Origin of the sequence: Pseudomonas sp. (assembly GCF_050739935.1) — a bacterium.
Lineage (GTDB): Bacteria > Pseudomonadota > Gammaproteobacteria > Pseudomonadales > Pseudomonadaceae > Aquipseudomonas.
In genome coordinates this window covers 116912-136947 of record NZ_JBOICF010000023.1, presented here as the reverse complement: position 1 = coordinate 136947, position 20036 = coordinate 116912, and the positions used below count along the sequence as shown (strand labels likewise).

Annotated in this window: 19 protein-coding genes; 9 read left to right on the top strand and 10 right to left on the bottom strand. The window is 60.1% G+C overall.

What is annotated here, in order from left to right:
* Positions 1 to 72 precede the first annotated feature (72 nt).
* The 6 genes from ACRER8_RS04160 to ACRER8_RS04135 form a co-directional block, all read right to left on the bottom strand.
* Entirely contained in the window at positions 73 to 423 is a 351-nt protein-coding gene (locus ACRER8_RS04160) for a helix-turn-helix domain-containing protein (RefSeq protein WP_431745086.1), read from the bottom strand.
* 396 nt (positions 424 to 819) lie between these two features.
* Complete coding sequence (locus ACRER8_RS04155) at positions 820 to 1032, bottom strand: hypothetical protein (protein WP_431745085.1); 213 nt, start codon at positions 1030 to 1032, stop codon at positions 820 to 822.
* A gap of 122 nt (positions 1033 to 1154) precedes the next feature.
* Positions 1155 to 2186, bottom strand: a complete 1032-nt coding sequence (locus ACRER8_RS04150) for an Ldh family oxidoreductase (protein WP_431745084.1) — start codon at positions 2184 to 2186, stop codon at positions 1155 to 1157.
* A gap of 43 nt (positions 2187 to 2229) precedes the next feature.
* Positions 2230 to 2655: a GNAT family N-acetyltransferase gene (locus tag ACRER8_RS04145; protein WP_431745083.1), complete on the bottom strand. Its 426-nt coding sequence runs from the start codon at positions 2653 to 2655 to the stop codon at positions 2230 to 2232.
* 137 nt (positions 2656 to 2792) lie between these two features.
* Positions 2793 to 3059, bottom strand: a complete 267-nt coding sequence (locus ACRER8_RS04140; RefSeq protein WP_431745082.1) for a PepSY domain-containing protein — start codon at positions 3057 to 3059, stop codon at positions 2793 to 2795.
* A 206-nt stretch (positions 3060 to 3265) separates the two neighbouring features.
* Complete coding sequence (locus tag ACRER8_RS04135; protein ID WP_431745081.1) at positions 3266 to 3454, bottom strand: hypothetical protein; 189 nt, start codon at positions 3452 to 3454, stop codon at positions 3266 to 3268.
* A 235-nt stretch (positions 3455 to 3689) separates the two neighbouring features.
* Here ACRER8_RS04135 and ACRER8_RS04130 point away from each other — a divergent pair, with 235 nt between their 5' ends.
* Positions 3690 to 5507: a monovalent cation:proton antiporter-2 (CPA2) family protein gene (locus ACRER8_RS04130; RefSeq protein ID WP_431745080.1), complete on the top strand. Its 1818-nt coding sequence runs from the start codon at positions 3690 to 3692 to the stop codon at positions 5505 to 5507.
* On the opposite strand, the gene ACRER8_RS04125 is transcribed toward ACRER8_RS04130, so the two are convergent.
* Positions 5508 to 6383 carry a LysR family transcriptional regulator gene (locus ACRER8_RS04125; RefSeq protein ID WP_431745079.1) on the bottom strand — a complete coding sequence of 292 codons (876 nt, stop codon included), beginning with the start codon at positions 6381 to 6383 and terminating at the stop codon, positions 5508 to 5510. It abuts the gene before it with no gap.
* Between the two features lie 239 nt (positions 6384 to 6622).
* Between ACRER8_RS04125 and ACRER8_RS04120 the strand changes: the two genes are divergently transcribed.
* Both ACRER8_RS04120 and ACRER8_RS04115 read left to right on the top strand, forming a co-directional pair.
* Positions 6623 to 8152 carry an MFS transporter gene (locus ACRER8_RS04120; protein ID WP_431745078.1) on the top strand — a complete coding sequence of 510 codons (1530 nt, stop codon included), beginning with the start codon at positions 6623 to 6625 and terminating at the stop codon, positions 8150 to 8152.
* A gap of 292 nt (positions 8153 to 8444) precedes the next feature.
* The gene (locus tag ACRER8_RS04115; RefSeq protein WP_431745077.1) at positions 8445 to 8702 is read left to right on the top strand and encodes a DUF2790 domain-containing protein; all 258 of its coding nucleotides are present in this window, start codon (positions 8445 to 8447) and stop codon (positions 8700 to 8702) included.
* A gap of 125 nt (positions 8703 to 8827) precedes the next feature.
* On the opposite strand, the gene ACRER8_RS04110 is transcribed toward ACRER8_RS04115, so the two are convergent.
* Positions 8828 to 9964, bottom strand: coding sequence for a glycerate kinase (locus ACRER8_RS04110; RefSeq protein WP_431745076.1), 1137 nt, complete (start codon positions 9962 to 9964; stop codon positions 8828 to 8830).
* Between the two features lie 283 nt (positions 9965 to 10247).
* Here ACRER8_RS04110 and ACRER8_RS04105 point away from each other — a divergent pair, with 283 nt between their 5' ends.
* On the top strand, positions 10248 to 11453 hold the full coding sequence (locus tag ACRER8_RS04105; RefSeq protein ID WP_431745075.1) for a diguanylate cyclase: 1206 nt from the start codon (positions 10248 to 10250) through the stop codon (positions 11451 to 11453).
* Positions 11454 to 11610: 157 nt separating this feature from the next.
* Here the strand turns inward: ACRER8_RS04105 and ACRER8_RS04100 are convergent, their stop codons facing one another.
* Positions 11611 to 12696 (bottom strand): sugar diacid recognition domain-containing protein, encoded by a 1086-nt coding sequence (locus tag ACRER8_RS04100; RefSeq protein ID WP_431745074.1) that lies wholly within the window; start codon positions 12694 to 12696, stop codon positions 11611 to 11613.
* Positions 12697 to 12886: 190 nt separating this feature from the next.
* Between ACRER8_RS04100 and ACRER8_RS04095 the strand changes: the two genes are divergently transcribed.
* Positions 12887 to 14044, top strand: coding sequence for an alpha/beta hydrolase (locus ACRER8_RS04095; RefSeq protein WP_431745073.1), 1158 nt, complete (start codon positions 12887 to 12889; stop codon positions 14042 to 14044).
* Between the two features lie 118 nt (positions 14045 to 14162).
* Here the strand turns inward: ACRER8_RS04095 and ACRER8_RS04090 are convergent, their stop codons facing one another.
* A complete protein-coding gene (locus ACRER8_RS04090) occupies positions 14163 to 14876 on the bottom strand; it encodes a FadR/GntR family transcriptional regulator (protein ID WP_431745072.1) in 714 nt (237 codons plus the stop codon).
* Positions 14877 to 15237: 361 nt separating this feature from the next.
* Between ACRER8_RS04090 and ACRER8_RS04085 the strand changes: the two genes are divergently transcribed.
* From ACRER8_RS04085 to ACRER8_RS04070, 4 genes are all read left to right on the top strand, one after another.
* Positions 15238 to 16566 carry an MFS transporter gene (locus ACRER8_RS04085; protein ID WP_431745110.1) on the top strand — a complete coding sequence of 443 codons (1329 nt, stop codon included), beginning with the start codon at positions 15238 to 15240 and terminating at the stop codon, positions 16564 to 16566.
* Positions 16567 to 16641: 75 nt separating this feature from the next.
* Positions 16642 to 17985, top strand: coding sequence for a glucarate dehydratase (gene gudD / locus ACRER8_RS04080; protein ID WP_431745071.1), 1344 nt, complete (start codon positions 16642 to 16644; stop codon positions 17983 to 17985).
* A gap of 148 nt (positions 17986 to 18133) precedes the next feature.
* Positions 18134 to 18787, top strand: a complete 654-nt coding sequence (locus ACRER8_RS04075) for a DUF1345 domain-containing protein (RefSeq protein ID WP_431745070.1) — start codon at positions 18134 to 18136, stop codon at positions 18785 to 18787.
* A gap of 267 nt (positions 18788 to 19054) precedes the next feature.
* Positions 19055 to 20020, top strand: a complete 966-nt coding sequence (locus ACRER8_RS04070) for a D-2-hydroxyacid dehydrogenase family protein (protein ID WP_431745069.1) — start codon at positions 19055 to 19057, stop codon at positions 20018 to 20020.
* The last annotated feature ends 16 nt before the right edge of the window (positions 20021 to 20036 follow it).

The following is a 20036-nucleotide window of genomic DNA, read 5'->3' as shown; positions in this document are numbered from 1 at the left end:
CTTGGAATATACGAAGCATATATGTTTCATATATTCACTCGCAAGCTATCATGTTCGGTGCCAGGAAGGTCTTCAGGCAGAGGCTTGGCTTGCAGCGTCCATGGCACATTCCGACAATGACGTCGCCAACTGCGAAATTGCCTCCCGATCGTCCTCGTTCAAGGCACGGTAATGGGTAATGATCATCCGTTCCGCGTCGCTGAGTGAGTCAGCAGACATTGGTGTTCGGTTGCCAGAGAGTACATAAAGGACATCGACTCCCTTTTTGCCGAGCGCGGCAAGATAGTCGGAACGAGGGATGCGCTCCCCGCTTTCGTATTTCCCCTGGGCATTGGCTTCAACACCGCCGATCGCGCCGAACTCCTGTTGAGAGAGGCCGAGGCTTTTGCGTTCTTCCTTCAGGCGTGAACCAATATCTTTCATGATCGCGAGCCTCTATTTTGACTATGTTTAAAGCAAGACCCCATTGGTCGAAGGGAGTTGCGAATCACCCGACATTTGTTCAAGCTGCGCGCTTTTCGGCCTAAGGAAACGCTCGGCACGGTCGATAACTCGGATGGACCGCTTGTCATCTTGCATGGCAACCCGATTTCTGCAGTTCGGAGAACCAGACGTGATTACATTTTTGCTGGGATGGTGCGCATTGTCGCTGGTAGGAACGATGATCGCGGTCGGTCTGATCAGGGCGGGCAAGAAGCGCCAGCCAGAGGCTGACAACATTCCGATCAATGAGGCTGTTCCAGCGACAGCACCAGTGACGTACGACCGTTAATTCTGTCCTCTCCTTCCTTCAACTGGTCAGTCCGGCAGACAGCAAAGCTAGTCTGCCGCAACCTTTGCCTGCTCGACACAGCGAGGCAGCGCGCCTGGCACGTAGGCAACATCTTCAAGGCCAACGCTGAACTGACGAATACCTGCTGCGAGCGCGAGAAAATCCTCACGCTGCATTTCGTTACCCCAGACGCTGCTGAATGTTGTTTCAGCGGGTTGAGCGGTGAAAGCCAGGGTGGTTTCGGCTTGATTGGTTTGCATGGTCGATCCCTCTTCACTGAATACTGTTTAAACATACAGTATTTTCAAGAGCCGCCAAACGCAAGCCTCGATTCGACGAGCGGTCGTATGTGCCATGACCGGCCTCGCCGAAGCGTAAGGGTTCAGACGCTGGCAAGTCCTTGAAGCCAGGCCAGATCTATGGTCGAGAGCACGATTCCCTCACTCAGGGATTTTTTCCGCTGCTGATAACGACGATCTCCAGGCATGCGCTGTTGGCCGACGCCATGCATCTGCCTCACCAATTCTTCGCTGCGTTGCGCAAAGACCTGCCCACTGCCCTTGTCGGGATCGATGACGATGATCGTCTGACCGGTCCACGGCGTCTGTGCTCCAGGTTTGCTGGACATGTCGAACTCGAATGAGAAGTTGCCCCCGGTAAGTGCGGCCGAGAGCAGTTCGACCATCATCGAGAGGGCAGAGCCTTTGTAGCCGCCGAAGGGCAGCAAGGCACCGCCATCGAGAATCGCCTTGGGATCTTCCGTCGGCTGACCGGCGCTATTCACGCCCATGCCCGGCGGCAATGTCCGCCCTGCTCTCGCGGCAATCTGGACATCGCCATGGGCAATGGCGCTGGTTGCCATGTCGAAGACGATCGGCTGGCCATCGGCACGCGGCGCGGCGAAGGCGATCGGGTTGGTGCCGAACAAGGGTTTCTGCGCATCGTGAGGAACGACGCAGGTCATGCTATTGACTACGCTCAACGCGACCAGCCCGTCCTGGGCAAACGGCTCGACGTCCGGCCACAGGGCCGCAAAGTGATGCGAGTTGCGAATCGCCAGAATTGCGATGCCAGCCGTGCGCGCTTTCTCGATCAATAGCGTCTTGGCGGCCTGCATCGCAGGTTGGGCAAAACCGCCAGCGGCATCCACCCGCACGAAGCCTGTACCCACATCTTCTACCTCTGGCACCGCCTGGCCATCCACCCAGCCTGCAGCGAGTGACGACAGGTAACCCTTGATACGGAAGATTCCATGACTGTGCGACCCGTCACGCTCGGCGCTGGCGCAGTTTTCGGCCAGCACCGCCGCGACTTCTGCTGAAGTGCCGTGGCGCAGGAATATCTGGCGCAACAGCTCGGTCAGATCACTGAAAGATATCGCCTGAGTATCAACGGGGTCACGGGGTGAGGACATCTGAAACTCCGGTGGTGATTATGGTAAGTGGAAGCGGACAGACCTATTTCAGACGCTTCTGGAAGAACAGACGCTGATGCCCTGGCGGGTAGTCTTCCAGCTGGCCAAACGCCTGATAGCCGTGCTTGCGATAAAAGTCGGGGGCCTGAAAATCGAAGGTATCGAGCCAGATTCCGACGCAGTTTCTTTCCCGCGCGAAATCTTCAGCCATTTCCATCAGTTGACTGCCCATGCGTTGCCCGCGAGCCTGCTCCGGCACTACCAACAGCTCGATGAACAGCCAACGGTAGAGGATGCGCCCGTACAGGCCGCCGAGCACAGCGTCGGTGGTTTCATCGCGGATAGAGAAGGCGAACTTTTCAGGTAGCCCATCGCCGGCCTTCGCGGCGTTATAGGCTCGCAAAGGTTCAAGGATCTGGAGAAATCGATCTGCGTCGGGATTGCTTTCGAACTCGATGCGCACACTCATGCAGCGCTTCCTGCTGACATGGAAAAGAAGCGCAAGATTGTCGGATTCGGCCGGAGGAGTAAAGCAAGGATTGAGAGGTGGGAGCCGCCGGGCGGCGCTCCCACGGATGGGCGACTGCGGGCGATTGCCCTGTGTGATCAGTCTTTCTGATCGCGCAGGATGTTGCCGGAGGTGCCGTCGATGCGGAATTCATACGTCACGCCGTCAGCTTTGCGGCCCTCGCCTTCCCAGTACCCGTCATTATCAGCCTCGATCTTGTAGACCTGGGTGTAACCGGCCGACTTCGCCTTTTCGATCGCTTTCTCGATGGTGATCCAGCCAGCCCCAGGCTTGTCCGCCAGAGCGAACGGGGCGGTAGCCAGAGCGGCAGTAGCGAGAACGGCAGCGGTAAGTGTCTTGATCATTTTCGAACTCCATTTCCCTATGCGGGCTTTATGACTTGCGATTTTTTGGAGTTCGCGAGGGGAAAAATAGTTCAGGCGAGGTTTTGTAACGGGTTGCTGCGCAGTGGTATGCGCCCGACCGCTGTAGCAGCACGGCTTGCCGGCGGTGGCGTCTTCAGAAATCGCCACCGCCGACAAGCCGGACAGCCACAGGTGAACGCGACGGGTCAGCGCTTGACCTTGCGACGCAGAACGCCGTTCAGCACCACAACAACCACGGCCACAAAAATGGCGATGTACTGGAAAGTCTTCTCGTCGAGCACACCGATGTTCTGCAGATGCGACAGGCCAAGCATGATAACCAGCACGCTCAGGGCGATGATGATCGAATAAATCAGACGCTGTTTGTTGGTCATTGCGGGGTTCCTGAAAACGGATGGAGATCATTTGCGCGGCGCAAACGCGACCGACATCTTACGCCGTCACATCCCCGCTGGCACCTCGGGAGCACTTAGAAACAGTCCGGATCGGCGCCAAAGCCCCTGCGACGAAGCGTCTCGGTCGCTGAACCCTGCCACTTTGCCGTGGTTTAATACGCGCACTTTACATTTTCCGTGCACGAAATTCTCTTGTCGCTCAAAGGAGTCCCCAATGCCCCATGAAGGCAGCCTGTTGCAGGCCGCAGTCGTGTTTCTGCTCGCCGCCGTTCTGACCGTTCCCCTGGCCAAGCGCCTGCAACTGGGTGCGGTGATCGGTTATCTGATCGCGGGCGTGATCATTGGCCCTTCCGGCCTCGGCCTGATTGGCAACCCACAAAGCGTCGCGCACATCTCCGAGCTCGGCGTTGTCCTGTTGCTGTTCATCATCGGCCTTGAGCTTTCCCCCAAACGCCTGTGGGTCATGCGCAAATCGGTATTCGGTGTCGGTTTGGCTCAGGTGTTGCTCACCGGGCTTGTGATAGGCACGGTCGCCCTGCTCGGTTTCGGTCAGCCACTGAACAGCGCCGTCGTGCTAGGCCTGGGGCTTGCGCTGTCGTCCACCGCTTTTGGTCTGCAAAGCCTGGCCGAACGCAAGGAACTCAATGCGCCACACGGCCGCCTGGCATTCGCCATTCTGTTGTTTCAAGACATCGCGGCAATCCCGCTGATCGCGCTGGTCCCGATGCTCGCAGGTGGCAGTCATGACGACTCGTCCAGCGACTCGCTGCGCCATGGGCTACAGGTGCTGGGCGGGATCGCAGTAGTGGTGATCGGCGGTCGCTATCTGCTGCGTCCGGTATTTCGTATCGTCGCCAAAACCAAGCTGCAAGAGGTTTCCACCGCCACCGCACTGTTAGTGGTGATCGGCACCGCGTGGCTGATGGATCTGGTGGGTGTGTCGATGGCGCTTGGGGCGTTTCTCGCCGGCCTGCTGCTCGCGGACTCGGAATATCGCCACGAACTGGAAGCGCAGATCGAGCCGTTCAAGGGCCTGCTGCTGGGCCTGTTTTTCATCAGCGTCGGCATGGGCGCCAATATCGGCCTGCTGTTCAGCTCGCCGATCACGGTGCTGGCCCTGACCCTGCTGCTGATCGGTCTGAAATTGCCGCTGTTGTTCTTCGTCGGGCGCCTGGCGGGCGGTCTCAACAAACAGAGCGCTCTGCGGCTTGGCCTGGTACTGGCCGCAGGGGGTGAGTTCGCCTTCGTGGTGTTCAAGATCGGTCGCGATCAGGGCCTGTTCGATGCAGGCTTGTATGACACGCTGGTGCTGACCATCACGCTGTCCATGGCCCTGACTCCACCGCTGTTGCTGGTAATGTCACGCTGGCTCAAACCCAAACCGTTGACCAGGGAAGTGCCCGATGAATACAAGGAAATCGACTCCGATAATCCTCGCGTGGTCATCGCTGGCATGGGTCGTATGGGACAGATCGTGGCGCGTATCCTGCGCGCGCAGAACATCCCGTTCATTGCGCTGGACACCTCGGTGGAAACCATTGAATTTACCCGCAGCTTCGGCAATGTGCCGGTGTTCTACGGCGACCCGCTGCGTCCGGAAATCCTGCGCGCCGCCAAAGTCGATCAGGCCGAATACTTTGTTATCGCCACCGATGACCCCGACACCAACATCAAGACCGCCGAGCTTGTGCGCAAGCTGTACCCGCACCTGAAGATCATCGCTCGCGCCCGCAACCGGCAACATGTGCACCGGCTAATGGACCTTGATGCGCAAGCTGTTCGGGAAACCTTCTATTCCAGCCTTGAAATGACCCGACGCACGCTGATCGGTCTGGGCTTGAGCGAGGCGCAGGCTGCGGCGCGAATCGACCGCTTCAAGCGACACGACGAACAGGTGCTCAATCGCCAGCACCTGATTTACGACGATGCGGCGAAGGTCATGCAAAACGCACTGGAAGCCAGAACCGAACTGGCCGAACTGTTCGAGTCCGACCGCATGGACGAAGAAGCCGAGCATGCCGCCAAAGGTTGATCAGGACTCGCGCGAGGCCTTCACGTGCTCGATGAAGCGCGTGACGGCCGGCGCTTTCTCATAGCGGCGATGGATCAACGACAGATACGAGGTGGGATGGCAGTCCTCGATGCGCCGGTACAGCACGTTGGGCAGCTTGACGTGCTCGACCACCGATTCGGGGACGACGGCGACGCCCTGCCCCAGGCTTACCAAGGCTATTACCGACACCAGACCACCCGGCTGAGGTCCTAGGGTCGGGGCAAACCCGCCTTGGCCCGCGACCTCGAGCGTGCCGGAAATCTGCTCGGGGAGGATGAACGTTTCATTTTGCAGGTTCACGGCGTTGATGGCTTTGAGCTTGCGCAACCAGGAACTGTCCGAAAGCGCCAAGGCAAAACCTTCGGTCAGCAGCTTCACGGCGCTGACCGATTCCGGCAGGCTCATGGGTGAGCGGATGAAGCCCACATCCAGACGCCCTTCTTCGATCATGCGCGGCAAGGCGGGCATCAAATATTCGTTGATCGAGAAATCGACATCGGGATGGCGCTGGCGAAACTCACCGACCTGACGCTGCAACACCCCGGAAAACACCGCCGAGGCCACGTAGCCCAGCTCGATCTTGCCCGCCTCGCCACGGCCGGCGCGTTGCACGTTGTACTGTGCGGTTTCAAATTGGCGCACCGCCAGTTCCGCTTCGATCTGCAAGGCGCGGCCGGCATCGGTCAGGCGGACTTCCCGTTGTTCGCGTACGAATAAACGCGTCCCCAATGCACTTTCGAGATCCTGAATCTGCCGGGTCAGGGTCGGCGGCGCGATCCCCAGCTGCTCGGCGGCGCGGGTGAAGTGAAGATGCCTGGCGACAGCGAGAAAATAGCGAAAGTGACGAATTTCCATGATCGTTACCTGAGAGGTAATGAAGTTCCGTGTAGCGGGTAACGAAGCATAAGCCATCCGGCGATATCCTGCGCCTGTGTCGAAACCCCTGTAGCAGTCCGACTTGCCGGCAGCGACGTCCCCGGATACGCCGCTGGCAGGCTGGAGCGGCTGGCGTGTCGTCACACTCGACCTTGGAAACGCTGATCACGGGTGATCACGACGTCATATTAGCCAACACCTCCGCCGGAGCCCTCGCTATGCCGCAACCGAGCCCCCGCATGACCTTGCTCACCGCTTCCGGTGTGTGCTCCTTGATCGTGCTCGACACCAATATCGTCGCCGTCACCCTGCCCAGCATCGCCCGGGATCTGGGCGCCGGGTTCGCCGACATCGAATGGGTGGTCAGCGCTTACATGCTGGCCTTCGCCGCGCTGTTGTTGCCAGCGGGCAGCCTGGCGGATCGCTTCGGTCGCAAAAAGATGCTGCTGACGGGTCTGGTGCTGTTCATTCTGGCGTCGCTGGGGTGTGGCGCGGCGCCGAACATCGTGTTTCTCGATATCGCCCGGGCCATCAAAGGCGTCGGCGCCGCGCTGTTGCTGACCTCTGCGCTGGCGACCATCGGCCATGTCTTCCACGACGAAGCCGAAAGGGCCAGGGCCTGGGCTTTCTGGGGCGCCTGCATGGGGGTGGCAATGACCGCCGCGCCCACAATCGGCGGCCTGATCGCCGAGCTGGTCGGCTGGCGCTGGATTTTCTATCTCAATCTGCCGGTGGGCCTGGTATTGCTGGGCATGGTCACGCGCAACATTGGTGAGTCGCGCAATGAGCAATCGGCGCGTCTGGACCCACTGGGCAGCCTGTTTTTCAGCGCCAGCCTGTTAAGCCTGATCTGGGGCCTGATCGAAGCCAACCGCATCGGCTGGGACAACCCATTGACCTTGACCAGGCTGGTGGGCGGCGCTTTGCTGCTCGGGCTGTTCGTCGTCGCCGAGCGTTTGCAACGCAGGCCGATGGTCGATCTCGAACTGTTCAAACACCCGCGCTTCATCGGTGCCCTCCTGGGGATGTTCGCCTACGCCGGTTGTGCGCAGGTGATGATGACGTTGCTACCGTTCTATCTGCAGAACGGCCTTGGGTTCAGCGCAATCGGCTCGGGGCTGGGTATGCTGCCGTTCGCCGTCACCATGTTGCTGTGTCCGCGTCTGGGGCCAAGGCTGTCGCGCAGTCTGTCGCCCGCGGCGATGATGGCGCTGGGGCTGACGCTGGTGAGCCTGGGCAATCTACTTTGCGCCTGGGCGACGTCCATCGGCGGCTACCAGACCTTTGCGGTGGCAATGGCAGTGACGGGGGCTGGCGCCGGCCTGCTCAACGGCGACACGCAAAAGAACATCATGGCCTGCGTGCCTCGTGAGCGCACCGGCATGGCATCGGGCATGAGCACCACCATGCGTTTCAGCGCAATCATGCTCGCGGTAGGCGTCTATGGCGCATTGCTCGCCAGCCATACCTTGAACGCCCTGAACCTGAACCTGCAAAGCGCTGCCCCCGCGTGGCTCGATCAGGCGCAGTACATCGCCTCACGGGTAGTGGCCGGTGACATGAGCGCGGCTCTGCAATCGCTGGACGCCAACGCCCGAGTCGTGGTCGAACCGCTGGCGCAGCAGGCGTTTGTCGCCGGGTTCGCGTCGGTACTGTGGCTCGCGGGCTGGGTCGGGCTGTTGGCGGCGCTGCTGGTGGGGACGTTGATGCGCAAGCCGATTCCGGCGTTGCAGCTGAAAATGGTGTGAATGGGCGAGGGAAATCGCTGGTTTCGCTGAATCTACACGGTCCTCTGTGGGGGCGAATTCATTCGCGAAAATGCGCGCAGACGACGCTACTTCGCCTGGCCCTGCCTCTCGCGAATGAATTCTCTCCCAAAGGGAAGATGGGTCACGGCTGCGGCTTGCGTCAGCGCAGACGCGTTGGCAGGCATTTGTGAGAGGTGTTCAGGATTAATCTCACCCGCCCGGGAATAACCTTTCCCGGGCTTCGTCATACGGGCTCAAGAAGGTTATCCCACCCGCTATGAGGAAACATCCCATGAAAACCGCACTGATCGCCTTGACCCTGACCGCGCTGAGCAGCTTCGCCCTGACCGCCAATGCCGACATGAAGAACATGCCGCAGGTCCAGGCATACACCTACGGCACCAAGGTGGATATCGCCGAGGTCACCAAAACGCCCAACCTGAACTTCTGCGGCGTGCGCCCGGTGGATCTGGGTTACGTCGACCACATGGGCAAGGCCCACACCCTGCGTTATGAAACCAGCGGCAACACATGCCTGGGCGATAACTGATTCGGCCTTGCATGTCGTCTTTTCAGGCAGGTCGCCTTTAATAACAACAACAATGGCGACCTCTGGATTTTCCGGTTTCAGCGCAACATTTCGATTTCAAAATCTGCGGGTTTCGCAATATCCGCTTACCGCGCAGCCAACTGCCACACCCGCGCCAGATCCCGTGCACGATCGTGCAGCAAGGTCGCAGCGTTATCACAGGCTTGCTCCAGGGTCATTGGCCCGCTGGTCAAAGCGAACGCAGCGCTGATGCCGTGTTCGTAGAGATCGGCATAGCCGTCACCCAGTGTCCCGGCCAGCACGATGACCGGCACCTGCTGGCGTCGAGCGATCTTTGCCACGCCAAACGGCGTCTTGCCGCGCAGCGTCTGGGCATCGAAGCGCCCTTCGCCGGTGATCACCAGGTCGGCGCCGTCCAGCGCTTCGGCCAGACCGGTCAGATCCGCCACCACCTCCACGCCTGGACGAAACGATGCATTGAGGTAGGCCTTGGCAGCGAAACCCATCCCACCCGCTGCGCCGCTGCCGGGGTGCTCGCTTTCATCCTTGCCCAGCACCCGGGCCGACTGCTCGGCGAAATGACCCAAGGCAGCATCCAGCGCCAGCACCTGTTCGGCAGACGCGCCCTTTTGCGGGCCGAAGATATGCGAAGCCCCGTTTGGTCCACACAGCGGGTTGTTCACGTCAGCCGCCACTTCGAACTGCACGTCTTTCAAGCGCGGATCCAGCGCCTCCAGATCGATGCGCACAACCTTGCTCAAGGCCAGGCCGCCCGGTGGCAAAGGCTGATCATTGGCATCGAGAAAACGCGCTCCCAATGCCGAAAGCATTCCGGTCCCCGCATCATTGGTGGCACTGCCGCCGATGGCCAGGATCACCCGCTGTGCGCCGGCATCCAGGGCAGCGGCGATCAGTTGCCCCGTGCCATAGGTGGTGCTGACGGTCGCGTCACGCTGTGCCAGGGTCAGCATTTGCAGCCCACTGGCCATGGCCATTTCGATGATCGCGGTCCGGGTGTCGGCAAGCCAGCCCCACTGCGCTTGGGTCGGTTGCCCCAGCGGGCCGCTGACATTCGTGGTCATCCACTGCCCGCCGCACGCGGCCAGCACTGCTTCGATGGTGCCTTCACCACCGTCGGCCATCGGACATTCGACCAGTCGTGCATCGGGCCACACCTCGCGCAGGCCGCTGGCAACTGCCTGAGCCACACCTTGCGCACTGAGGCTGTCCTTGAAGGAATCCGGGGCGATGACGATTTTCATGTTGTTCTCCTTATTGATTGTCGCGATCTTCGCATGTCTGTCGGGAGTTTCCGCCAGACCTTCGCACAACGCCTCGGATAGCGGAATTGGTCATACGAACAAAAAAGGCCGGGACGTCGACGGCTTGTGGGTTGTTCTCTATAACTTAAGCGTCACCGACGATCAGGCACATCTTCCGGCAAATATGACACTATATAGCCACTATTTTTTCTAAGGACTCTGCCGCAGCTGCGTGACGGGAGTTCTGCAACCGTTTTCCCCCATTGATGAAAGCTGCCGCCCTATGCTTTTGAACGATCCGGTCACCCTGCTTTTCATCATCATTCCTTTCGGACTCATGACCACGCTGATGCTGTGTCTGTCCTACGTGGGCACCAGCCGCCATCGTGCGCCGTTGCATTGGTGGATCGCCGGCGATCTGGTGCTTGCGGCGTACCGCGCGGTCGATCTGCTGCAACCCGGTGTACTTTCCGCGGACTACGCATGGCTCGGCTTCCTTGCACCCGAGACGGCCTTCATCGCCAACACCGGCGGGCTGCTCCTTGCCATTGGTTGTCACACCCTCGCGCTGTCTCAATTGTCCGACGGGAATCGCGATGTGGCGTGGCATCTGCGGCTGCTGCTCACGCCCGTACTGGTGTATGGCGCAAGCGCAGGCATGTTGCTGCACAGCTCCTTCATGCTGTCGTGGTTCTTCCTGTTCTGCGTGATGACCATCGGCATTCAGCTCTACATCACCTGGCCGCTGAGAACGCGCTTTCGCGGGGCCTGGGCGCTGCTGGCCGGTCACCTCGCGCTGCTGATTTTCCACGGCAACTCCACCGTGATGCTTGCCCTGGCGCCCCCGCCACCGCTGAGTTTTGATGAGCCGGACATGTTCTCGCTGCCGGCGCTGGCCATGGATTTCATGGTCTCGTTCCTGTTCACCCTGAGCTTTGCGTTGATGTTGCAGGAGCAGCTGCGCCAGCAGGTTGCGCGATTGAGCATCACCGACACGTTGACCGGCGCGCTGAACCGTCGCGGCGCGGTCTCGACCATCCTGCGTCAGGAACGGCGTCAGAACGGCCCCAAACGCTACCCTCTGGCCGTGGCAATGATCGACCTGGACAACTTCAAGCGCATCAACGATCAATACGGCCATGCGGTCGGCGACAGGGCATTGCAGGTGTTCGCCAGCACCGTGACCCGCCTCATGCGCCAGGACGATGTGTTCGTGCGCTGGGGCGGCGAGGAGTTTTTGCTGGTATTTCCCGGCACAGATGTGCAACTGGCCCAGACATTCCTGACACGCCTGCGCGATGCGCTGGACAATGCGCCCGGCGAATCGGATCTGCCGTTTCTGATCGGGTTCAGTGCGGGGCTGGCACAGACCTCGGTCATGAACAACCAGGAGGACTTCGAAGCCCTGCTGCGTTCGGTCGACAAAGCGTTGTACCGCGCCAAGCAGGTTCGCGGGCGGGTGGAGTTGGTCGAGGCGATGGATTTGTAAGGTTTGAGGTGCGCGTCCACTGACCTGTGGGAGCGAATTCATTCGCAAAACATCGTGCACCCAACACATCGTCATCATCTGTACCGGCCTCTGGCGAAAAATTCGCTCCCACAGGGGGCCATGCGTGCCGTCGATTGCAGCATCGGTCGTTCACAATCTAGCGCGGCACCATCTGCAGCCCCAGATACAACCTCAACAGATCGTCCGTGCGATACGGATCACAGCCGCTGACCTCGGCGATCTTCTCCAGGCGGTAACGCAGGCTGTTGCGGTGTATCCCGAGCGCATCGGCGCAGGCCTGGCTTTCGCCGCTGTAATCGAACCAGGCGCGCAAGGTCTCGAGCAGTTGGCCGTTGCCCTGCAAACGAACGATCGGCTCAGCGACGCCCTCCGCGAGCCAGTCATGACGACTGCGCCAGAACAACACCGCCAGACGATGATTCGCCAACCGCAATAACCGGTGCTGCGGTTGAATGTGGCGGGCGTACTCAAGCAGATCTCGCGCCGCCGCACACGCATCGCGCAACGACGCAAGGTCCGACGAAGGCTCGACCGTTGCCATGCGCGATACCGGCCAGCCTTGCTCATCGAACTGCTCAAGCAGCAAGGCATCATCACGATCCTTGCCAGCAGCCCGGCACCAGTAGACCAGGCTCGGCTCGCAGGACACGCACCAGCTATTGGCATAGCGCCCGTTGAGCCACGCGGCGACGTGGCCGGCGTACCCGGCATCGACTGGCAGCTCGATCAACACTGCCTGCCGTGGCAACTGCGGCTGCAATCCCAACTGCTCGGCCTCATCGAGCAGATGCCCGACGCTGTCACCCAGTAGCAGACGCGAGAGCAGATCCTCACTGCGCTGGTGCCGCCATTGCTGATCGGCCTGCTGCCGGCGATGCTCCATGAGCATTTCGGCGGTCATCTTCACCAGCTCGGCATACACCCGGACCTGATCCGGCTCGCCCGTAATGCCGAGCACCCCCACCAGTTTGCGGTCGAGCATCAACGGCAGATTCACCCCCGGCCGCACACCGTTGAGCTGTTTGGCCGTATGGGAATCGATCTCCACGACACGACTGTTGGCCAGCACCAGCTGCGCCCCCTCATGTCGGGTGTAGAGCCGCTCCGCCTCGCCGCTGCCAATGATGATGCCCAGATAATCCATCACATTGACGTTGCACGGCAGAATCGCCATCGCCCGATCGACGATGTCCTGGGCCAGGGCATGATCAAGAGCAAACATGGGGCATGTCCGGTAGGAGAAGCGGTTGAAGGTTCATACACATCACGAATTGTTTTTATGGGTGGAGGGAGTCTGCCTGATTTTTGCGGTGAGTTCCTGCATGACAATCGACCGACATGGATACCCAAGGCGCAAGCAGCATGGCACAGTGCCTCGCGCGCCCATCAAGAATGCCGAGAGATACCGCCACTTGCCCCTACACCGCCTCGCCCTGCTCCTGCCCTTGCTGACCCTGCAAGCCTGCGCCTCCAGCGATGTGCCGCTGGGGCAGGCAAGTTTTGCCGAGTATCGCCAGCAGACCATCACCTGGATGCAGCAAAACCGTACCTTTCAGACCAGTGATCACGCCGCTGAGCTTGAGTGGAATGCGCCCCATGAGTGGCGTCCTGCTGGCGTGCCCAAGCGTGGGATTTTGCTGGTGCACGGGCTGGGGGATTCGCCGTGGTCGTTCAATGACGTCGGGCAGAAGCTGGCGGATCAGGGGTTTCTGGTGCGTACCGTATTGCTGCCGGGGCATGGCAGCAAGCCCGCGGACATGCTCGCTGTCACGCTCAAACAGTGGCAACAGGTGGTGCGCGAGCAGACCGAGGTTCTGCAGCGCGAGGTGCCGACGGTGTATCTGGGCGGGTTTTCGACCGGGGCCAATCTGGTGCTGGATTACGCCTATGAACATTCGGAAATCGCCGGACTGGTCCTGTTTTCTCCCGCCTTTCGCCCCACCAACACGTATGCCTGGGTGACTCAGTACATCGGCTGGTTTCGGCCGTGGCTGGCCAAACCCGACGATGGCGTGCGTCCGATGCAGACGCCGGTGCGCTACCTCAACGTGCCTACCAACGGCTTTGCCCAGTTCTACCGCAGCGCGCTTTCGGCGCAAAACCACATCAGTGACCGGCGCTACGACAAGCCTGTGTTCGTCGCCATCACCCAGCATGATTCGGTGCTGGACACCGCCTATGTGCTGGACAACTTCAACGCACGTTTCGGCCATCCGGGCAGTCGTCTGATCTGGTACGGCGACGAGCCGGCGCCTGCAGCCAAGACGTCGCGCGTGCTGGTACGCAACGACTACCTGCCGGAATACCGCATTGCCCAGTTCTCCCACATGGGCCTGATGTTCTCGCCGGACAACCGCCTGTATGGCAAGGACGGCAACCAGCGAATCTGCTGGAACGGCCAGACAGCGGATGACATGCAGAAGTGCCTGAACGGTGAGCCTGTGTGGTATTCGGACTGGGGCCATCGAGAGCCGGGCAAGGTATTCGCGCGGCTGACGTTCAATCCGTATTTCGACTGGCAGATGGGGGTGATGATGGAGGTTTTGCACGCGGCGTCGACATCTGATTGATGCGCAACGTTGAGGCGGCATGCGTCCGGATTCTGCCGAAGGCGTAGGAGCAAACTTGCCCCTGCGGCCTTCGGCGAGAATCAAGAACATTCAGGTTTTGTGTTATGCCCGCCAAGAGTCACTCCAGCGGCGCCAGCCGCTCGCGACTGTTGCTCAAATGCGTCCACATCGCCGCCCTCGCCGCATCGGGGTCCTGGCGTCTGATGGCGGCCAGAATCGCTTCGTGCTCCAGATTCGCCAGATAGGCGTGGTGGGTCAGGCTCGCCCCCGCCCTTTCACTCGATGCGATACGGCTTCGGGGAATCACCGCATTGCCCAGGTTCTGCAGAATTTCGAAAAAGTACGGATTGCCAGTGGCTTCGGCGATCAACAGATGGAAACGTCGATCGGCCTCCACACAGCTGTCTTCCTTGGCCAGTAGATCCTGATAATCGTCCAGTGCCACACGCATCGCAGCCAGTTGCTCCTGCGTTCGCCGCTGCGCCGCCAGCGCCACGGCCTGGGTTTCGAGGCCCATGCGCAGTTCGATGATGTGGCGCACGCTGAAGGCAGTCTCGACATTCAGATGCATGCCGCTGTGTTCCGAGCGCTGCAGCACGAACGTGCCCTTGCCCTGATGGGTCTCGACCAGTCCGGACGCTTGCAGCTTGGAGATCGCCTCGCGCACCACGGTCCTGCTCACACCGTACTGACGCACGATTTCGCTCTCCGAAGGCAGCTTTTCACCCGGTGCGATGGAACCCATGAGAATCCGTTGGCTCAGGTCAGTGACCAGATCGGTGGCCAGGTTGTGCTGCCGTCGTTTGGGGATCGTACGATTAGGCGTTTGCATGGGCGGGTCCGTAAAGTTGCGTTGAAAGACCCGGAATCAGGCCGGGTCATACTTGTATTTTTTCAATCCGACAGGCCAGCGCAAGCCGTGTCCGGTTGAGCTGGGTGGGGCTCGCCGCAGCCTCTGAAACCCGCGCTAAGCCGGGCCATAGGCGATCCGATTCAACTCATTCAACTTGTCAGACAGGTGAGAATATTCCGGCAAAATATTTCCCGCAAGCCCCGCAAAATCGCTTGCGGAGATCATCCGCACTTGTATGATGACTAACAACAAGGCGACACACCTTGTCACATAGATAAGCGACAACCCGCATAAAAATAATCAGTGGGAGTTAATCAGAGTGAACACACCCTCATCACGAGTGGATGACACGACCGATTCCGTCTTGCAGTCGGCGGTTTCCAAAGTCAAACGTCATATCCTGCCGCTGTTCGTCATCATGTTCATCGTCAACTACATCGACCGGGTCAACATCGGCTTCGTGCGTAGTCACATGGAACATGACCTGGGCATCGGCGCTGCCGCCTACGGCTTTGGGGCCGGCCTGTTCTTCATCGCTTACGCGCTGTTCGAAGTCCCCTCCAACATCCTCTTGCAGAAAGTCGGCGCACGCATCTGGCTGACCCGGATCATGCTGACCTGGGGCCTGGTGGCCGCGGGCATGGCATTCATCCAGACCGAAACCCACTTCTATATCCTGCGCTTTCTGTTGGGCGTGGCCGAAGCCGGTTTCTTTCCGGGCGTGATCTACTACTTCACCCGCTGGTTGCCAGGGGTCGAACGTGGCAAGGCGATCGCCATCTTCCTCAGCGGTTCGGCCTTTGCCTCGCTGATCTCCGGCCCCCTCTCCGGCATGCTTTTGCAAATCGAAGGCCTCGGGTTTCACGGCTGGCAGTGGATGTACTTCATCGAAGGCATGTTCTCGGTGGGCCTGTGTTTCTTCGTCTGGTTCTGGTTGGACTCCAGACCCCACGACGCCAAGTGGCTGAGCGACGCGGAAAAAGATGCGCTGGTCAACACCATCGACGCCGAACAGCGTGCCCGTGAAGCGGCGACCCCGGTGAAACTGTCCATCGGCAAACTGCTCAAGGACCCACAGATCATCCTGTTCTGCGTGATGTACTTCTTCATCCAGCTGACCATCTACGCCGCCACCTTCTGGCTACCAAGCATCATCAAGAAGATGGGCGATCTCAGCGACTTCCAGGTCGGCCTGTACAACTCGATTCCGTGGTTCATCGCCATCGTCTGCATGTATGGCTTCGCCAGCGCGTCGGCGAAATGGAAACACCAACAAGCCTGGGTCGCAGTCGCGCTGTTGATTGCCGCCGCCGGGATGTTCATGTCCACCACAGGTGGCCCGGTATTCGCCTTCGTCGCCATTTGCTTCGCGGCGATGGGTTTCAAATCGGCTTCTTCGCTGTTCTGGCCGATTCCGCAAGGCTACCTGGATGCGCGTATCGCAGCGGGCGTGATCGCCCTGATCAACTCGGTGGGCAACCTCGGTGGCTTCGTCGCGCCTACCACTTTTGGCATCCTCGAGCAGCAGACAGGCTCGATCCAGGGTGGCCTGTACGGGCTGACCGCGACTTCGATCATCGCCGCGATTCTGGTGTTCACCGTCCGCACCACACCCAAGCCCGGCGCCCTGCCGGTGTCGAAGGTCGACGCCACGCCCAGCCATTCCTGATGCCCTGTAATTTAAAAGCCTGAACCCGTTTTCACGGCGCCTTCCCAGGCGCCACGCAAACCTAAGGATTGAGCCATGACCACGCAGAATTCCGGCAGCACCCCCGTCATCACCGAGATGCAAGTCATCCCGGTTGCAGGCCATGACGACATGCTGCTTAACCTGAGCGGCGCTCACGGCCCGTATTTCACCCGCAACATCGTGATTCTCAAGGACAACGCGGGTCACACCGGCGTCGGTGAGATCCCTGGCGGCGAAAAGATTCGACAGACCCTGGAAGACGCCCGCTCGCTGGTAGTCGGCAGCACCATCGGTAACTATCAGAAAATCCTCAACGACGTGCGCCGCACCTTCGCCGAACGCGATTCGGCCGGTCGCGGCCTGCAGACATTCGATCTGCGTATCACCATTCACGCGGTCACCGGCATCGAAGCGGCCGTGCTGGATCTGCTCGGCCAGCATTTGCAAGTGCCCGTCGCGGCCCTGCTCGGCGAAGGCCAGCAGCGTGACGAAGTGAAGATGCTGGGCTACCTGTTCTACGTTGGCGATCAGAAGAAAACCAACCTGCCGTATCGCACTGAAAATGACGCCGACAACGAATGGTTCCGCGTTCGTCATGAAGAAGCCTTGACGCCGGACGCCGTGGTGCGTCTGGCCGAAGCGGCGTTCGCGCAATACGGTTTCGAAGACTTCAAGCTTAAGGGCGGCGTGCTTAGCGGCGATGCGGAAATCGAAGCGGTCACCGCGCTGGCCGAGCGCTTTCCCAAAGCGCGTATCACCCTGGACCCCAACGGCGCCTGGTCGCTGAAAGAGGCGATTCGCCTGTGCCGTGATCAGCACAAGGTCCTGGCTTACGCCGAAGACCCGTGTGGCGCGGAAAACGGTTACTCGGGCCGCGAAGTCATGGCTGAATTCCGCCGCGCGACCGGGCTGCGCACGGCGACCAACATGATCGCCACCGACTGGCGCGAAATGGGTCATGCGATCCAGCTGCAATCGGTGGACATCCCGCTGGCCGATCCGCACTTCTGGACCATGCAGGGGTCGGTGCGGGTCGCGCAAATGTGCAATGAGTGGGGCCTGACCTGGGGTTCGCATTCCAATAATCACTTCGACATCTCACTGGCGATGTTCACTCACGCTGCTGCGGCCGCGCCGGGCAACATCACTGCGATCGACACCCACTGGATCTGGCAGGACGGCCAGCGCCTGACCAAGGCGCCCCTGCAAATCGTCGGCGGCAACGTGCAGGTGCCAAAGAAGCCGGGCCTGGGTGTCGAGATTGATATGGACCAGGTGGCCAAGGCACACGAACTGTACAAAGGCATGGGCCTGGGTGCCCGTGACGACAGCGTTGCGATGCAGTTCCTGGTACCGAACTGGACGTTCAACAACAAGCAGCCTTGTCTGGTTCGCTGAAACCGCACGTTTGAGGTTGCTTGAAACCGATCCATGTTAACTGCCATATGGCGACCGGCGCGTAACCCCTTGCGCGCCGTTTTTCTTCACCCATCTTCCTGACCGCCGCATGCTATGGTTTGCCCATCTCGCTGCCGTGAAGCCCCTCATGCCCCATCTCACCCAGACCCACCCTCGCCTCACCGTCGCCACCGCTTTGGGCTTTCTGGCCGGCATCGCCTCGGCCTTAATCGCGCCAGAGATCACCGTCATCAGCAAATGCCTGATCGGCTGGAACGTAGCCGGATGGATTTACATGGCGATGATCATGCAGCGCACGTTCAAATCCAGCGCCGAGGACGTCAAGCGTGTGGCTGAAATCGAGGACGAGAACGCTGGATTGGTCCTGGTGGTGGTGTGCGTGGCTGCCATCGCCAGCCTTGCGGCAATCGTCCTGGAGCTGGCCGGCATCAAGGACATGAGCGCCAGCGACAAGGCCCTGCATTACGCGTTCACCGGCTTCACCATCGTCGGGTCCTGGCTATTGATCGGCGTTGTCTTCAGCCTGCATTACGCGCGTCTTTTCTACACCTGGAAAGGCAAGGACACACCGCTACGCTTTGCTGACGATGAGGAAAATCCCGATTACTGGGATTTCCTGTACTTCTCTTTCACTATCAGCGTCGCGGTGCAGACGTCCGATGTCGGGGTCGCGACTCGGGATTTGCGCAAGGTCGTGCTGGCGCAGTCGCTGCTCGGGTTTCTGTTCAATACCTCCATATTGGGGTTCTCGATCAATATCGCGGCGGGGCTTTTTAACTGACTTGCATCGACCAGACACCGGGTTGGCACCTGCCGGGTACATTTTCCCTGTGGGAGCGAACTCATTCGCGATAGGTCCTTCGGACTAGGAAAACGGGGCGACTGTATGGGCGCCTTGCGAATGAATTCGCTCCCACAGGAGGTCCCCGCATTATTCAAAGCAGGGATGAATCTTTAACAGCGCCCTTCCAGGGTTTCACTCGGCAAGAGGCAGGCGTACTGTTAGCGCCACAAATCCAATGTGCTCCTTTGAATGAGGCCTAACCGAATGACCCAAGGTGCTGCGCTGAGAATTGCCGTACTCGATGACTGGCAGTCCGTTGCCGAGGATGTGGTGGACTGGACTGTCCTCGACCCGATTGGCGAAGTCAGTTTCCTTCACGATTACCCCGCCGACACCGCGACGATGGTCGCTCGCCTGAAAGACTTCGACGTGATCTGCGTGATGCGCGAGCGCACGATCTTCGACGACGCCCTGCTCAGCCAACTGCCCAGCCTCAAATTGCTGGTGAGCGGAGGCATGCGCAACGCTGCCCTGGACCTCAAGGCCGCTGCGCGTCTGGGCATCACCGTGGTTGGCACCGAAAGCTACAAATATGCAGCCCCCGAGCTGACCTGGGCGCTGATCATGGGCGTCACGCGCAATATCGTCGATGAAGCCAACTCGTTGCGTGCTGGCAACTGGCAGGTGGGAATCGGCGGCGATCTGCATGGCAAGACGCTGGGCATTGTCGGTCTGGGCAGCATTGGCCAGAAGGTCGCCCGCTACGCGCAGGCCTTCGACATGAAGGTCATCGCCTGGAGCGAAAACCTCACCGCCGAACGCGCCGCCGAACACGGCGTAACCTACGTCAGCAAGCAAGCGCTGTTCGAACAGTCGGACATCATTTCAGTCAACCTGGTGCTCAGCGAGCGCAGTCGCGGACTGGTGGACGCCGAGTCACTGAACCGAATGAAACCCACAGCCTATCTGGTCAACACCGCCCGCGGCCCGATTGTCGATGAAGAGGCGCTGATCGAGGTGCTCAAGCAGAACAAGATCGCCGGTGCGGCACTGGACGTATACAGCGTCGAGCCTTTGCCCGCCGATCATCCATTCCGCACCTTGCCCAATCTGCTGGCAACGCCCCATGTGGGCTATGTCACGGAGAACAACTACAGGATGTTCTTCAGCCAGATGATCGAGGATATCCAGGCATGGCATGCGGGCGCGCCGATTCGGGTGTTTGCGTAACGGCGCCTGGCCCCTG

Bases quoted from the DNA above. Each gene is read 5' to 3' on its own strand.
- ACRER8_RS04160 (WP_431745086.1), bottom strand. From the start codon at position 423: ATGAAAGATATTGGTTCACGCCTGAAGGAAGAACGCAAAAGCCTCGGC.
- ACRER8_RS04155 (WP_431745085.1), bottom strand. From the start codon at position 1,032: ATGCAAACCAATCAAGCCGAAACCACCCTGGCTTTCACCGCTCAACCC.
- ACRER8_RS04150 (WP_431745084.1), bottom strand. From the start codon at position 2,186: ATGTCCTCACCCCGTGACCCCGTTGATACTCAGGCGATATCTTTCAGT.
- ACRER8_RS04145 (WP_431745083.1), bottom strand. From the start codon at position 2,655: ATGAGTGTGCGCATCGAGTTCGAAAGCAATCCCGACGCAGATCGATTT.
- ACRER8_RS04140 (WP_431745082.1), bottom strand. From the start codon at position 3,059: ATGATCAAGACACTTACCGCTGCCGTTCTCGCTACTGCCGCTCTGGCT.
- ACRER8_RS04135 (WP_431745081.1), bottom strand. From the start codon at position 3,454: ATGACCAACAAACAGCGTCTGATTTATTCGATCATCATCGCCCTGAGC.
- ACRER8_RS04130 (WP_431745080.1), top strand. From the start codon at position 3,690: ATGCCCCATGAAGGCAGCCTGTTGCAGGCCGCAGTCGTGTTTCTGCTC.
- ACRER8_RS04125 (WP_431745079.1), bottom strand. From the start codon at position 6,383: ATGGAAATTCGTCACTTTCGCTATTTTCTCGCTGTCGCCAGGCATCTT.
- ACRER8_RS04120 (WP_431745078.1), top strand. From the start codon at position 6,623: ATGCCGCAACCGAGCCCCCGCATGACCTTGCTCACCGCTTCCGGTGTG.
- ACRER8_RS04115 (WP_431745077.1), top strand. From the start codon at position 8,445: ATGAAAACCGCACTGATCGCCTTGACCCTGACCGCGCTGAGCAGCTTC.
- ACRER8_RS04110 (WP_431745076.1), bottom strand. From the start codon at position 9,964: ATGAAAATCGTCATCGCCCCGGATTCCTTCAAGGACAGCCTCAGTGCG.
- ACRER8_RS04105 (WP_431745075.1), top strand. From the start codon at position 10,248: ATGCTTTTGAACGATCCGGTCACCCTGCTTTTCATCATCATTCCTTTC.
- ACRER8_RS04100 (WP_431745074.1), bottom strand. From the start codon at position 12,696: ATGTTTGCTCTTGATCATGCCCTGGCCCAGGACATCGTCGATCGGGCG.
- ACRER8_RS04090 (WP_431745072.1), bottom strand. From the start codon at position 14,876: ATGCAAACGCCTAATCGTACGATCCCCAAACGACGGCAGCACAACCTG.
- gudD (WP_431745071.1), top strand. From the start codon at position 16,642: ATGACCACGCAGAATTCCGGCAGCACCCCCGTCATCACCGAGATGCAA.
- ACRER8_RS04075 (WP_431745070.1), top strand. From the start codon at position 18,134: ATGCCCCATCTCACCCAGACCCACCCTCGCCTCACCGTCGCCACCGCT.
- ACRER8_RS04070 (WP_431745069.1), top strand. From the start codon at position 19,055: ATGACCCAAGGTGCTGCGCTGAGAATTGCCGTACTCGATGACTGGCAG.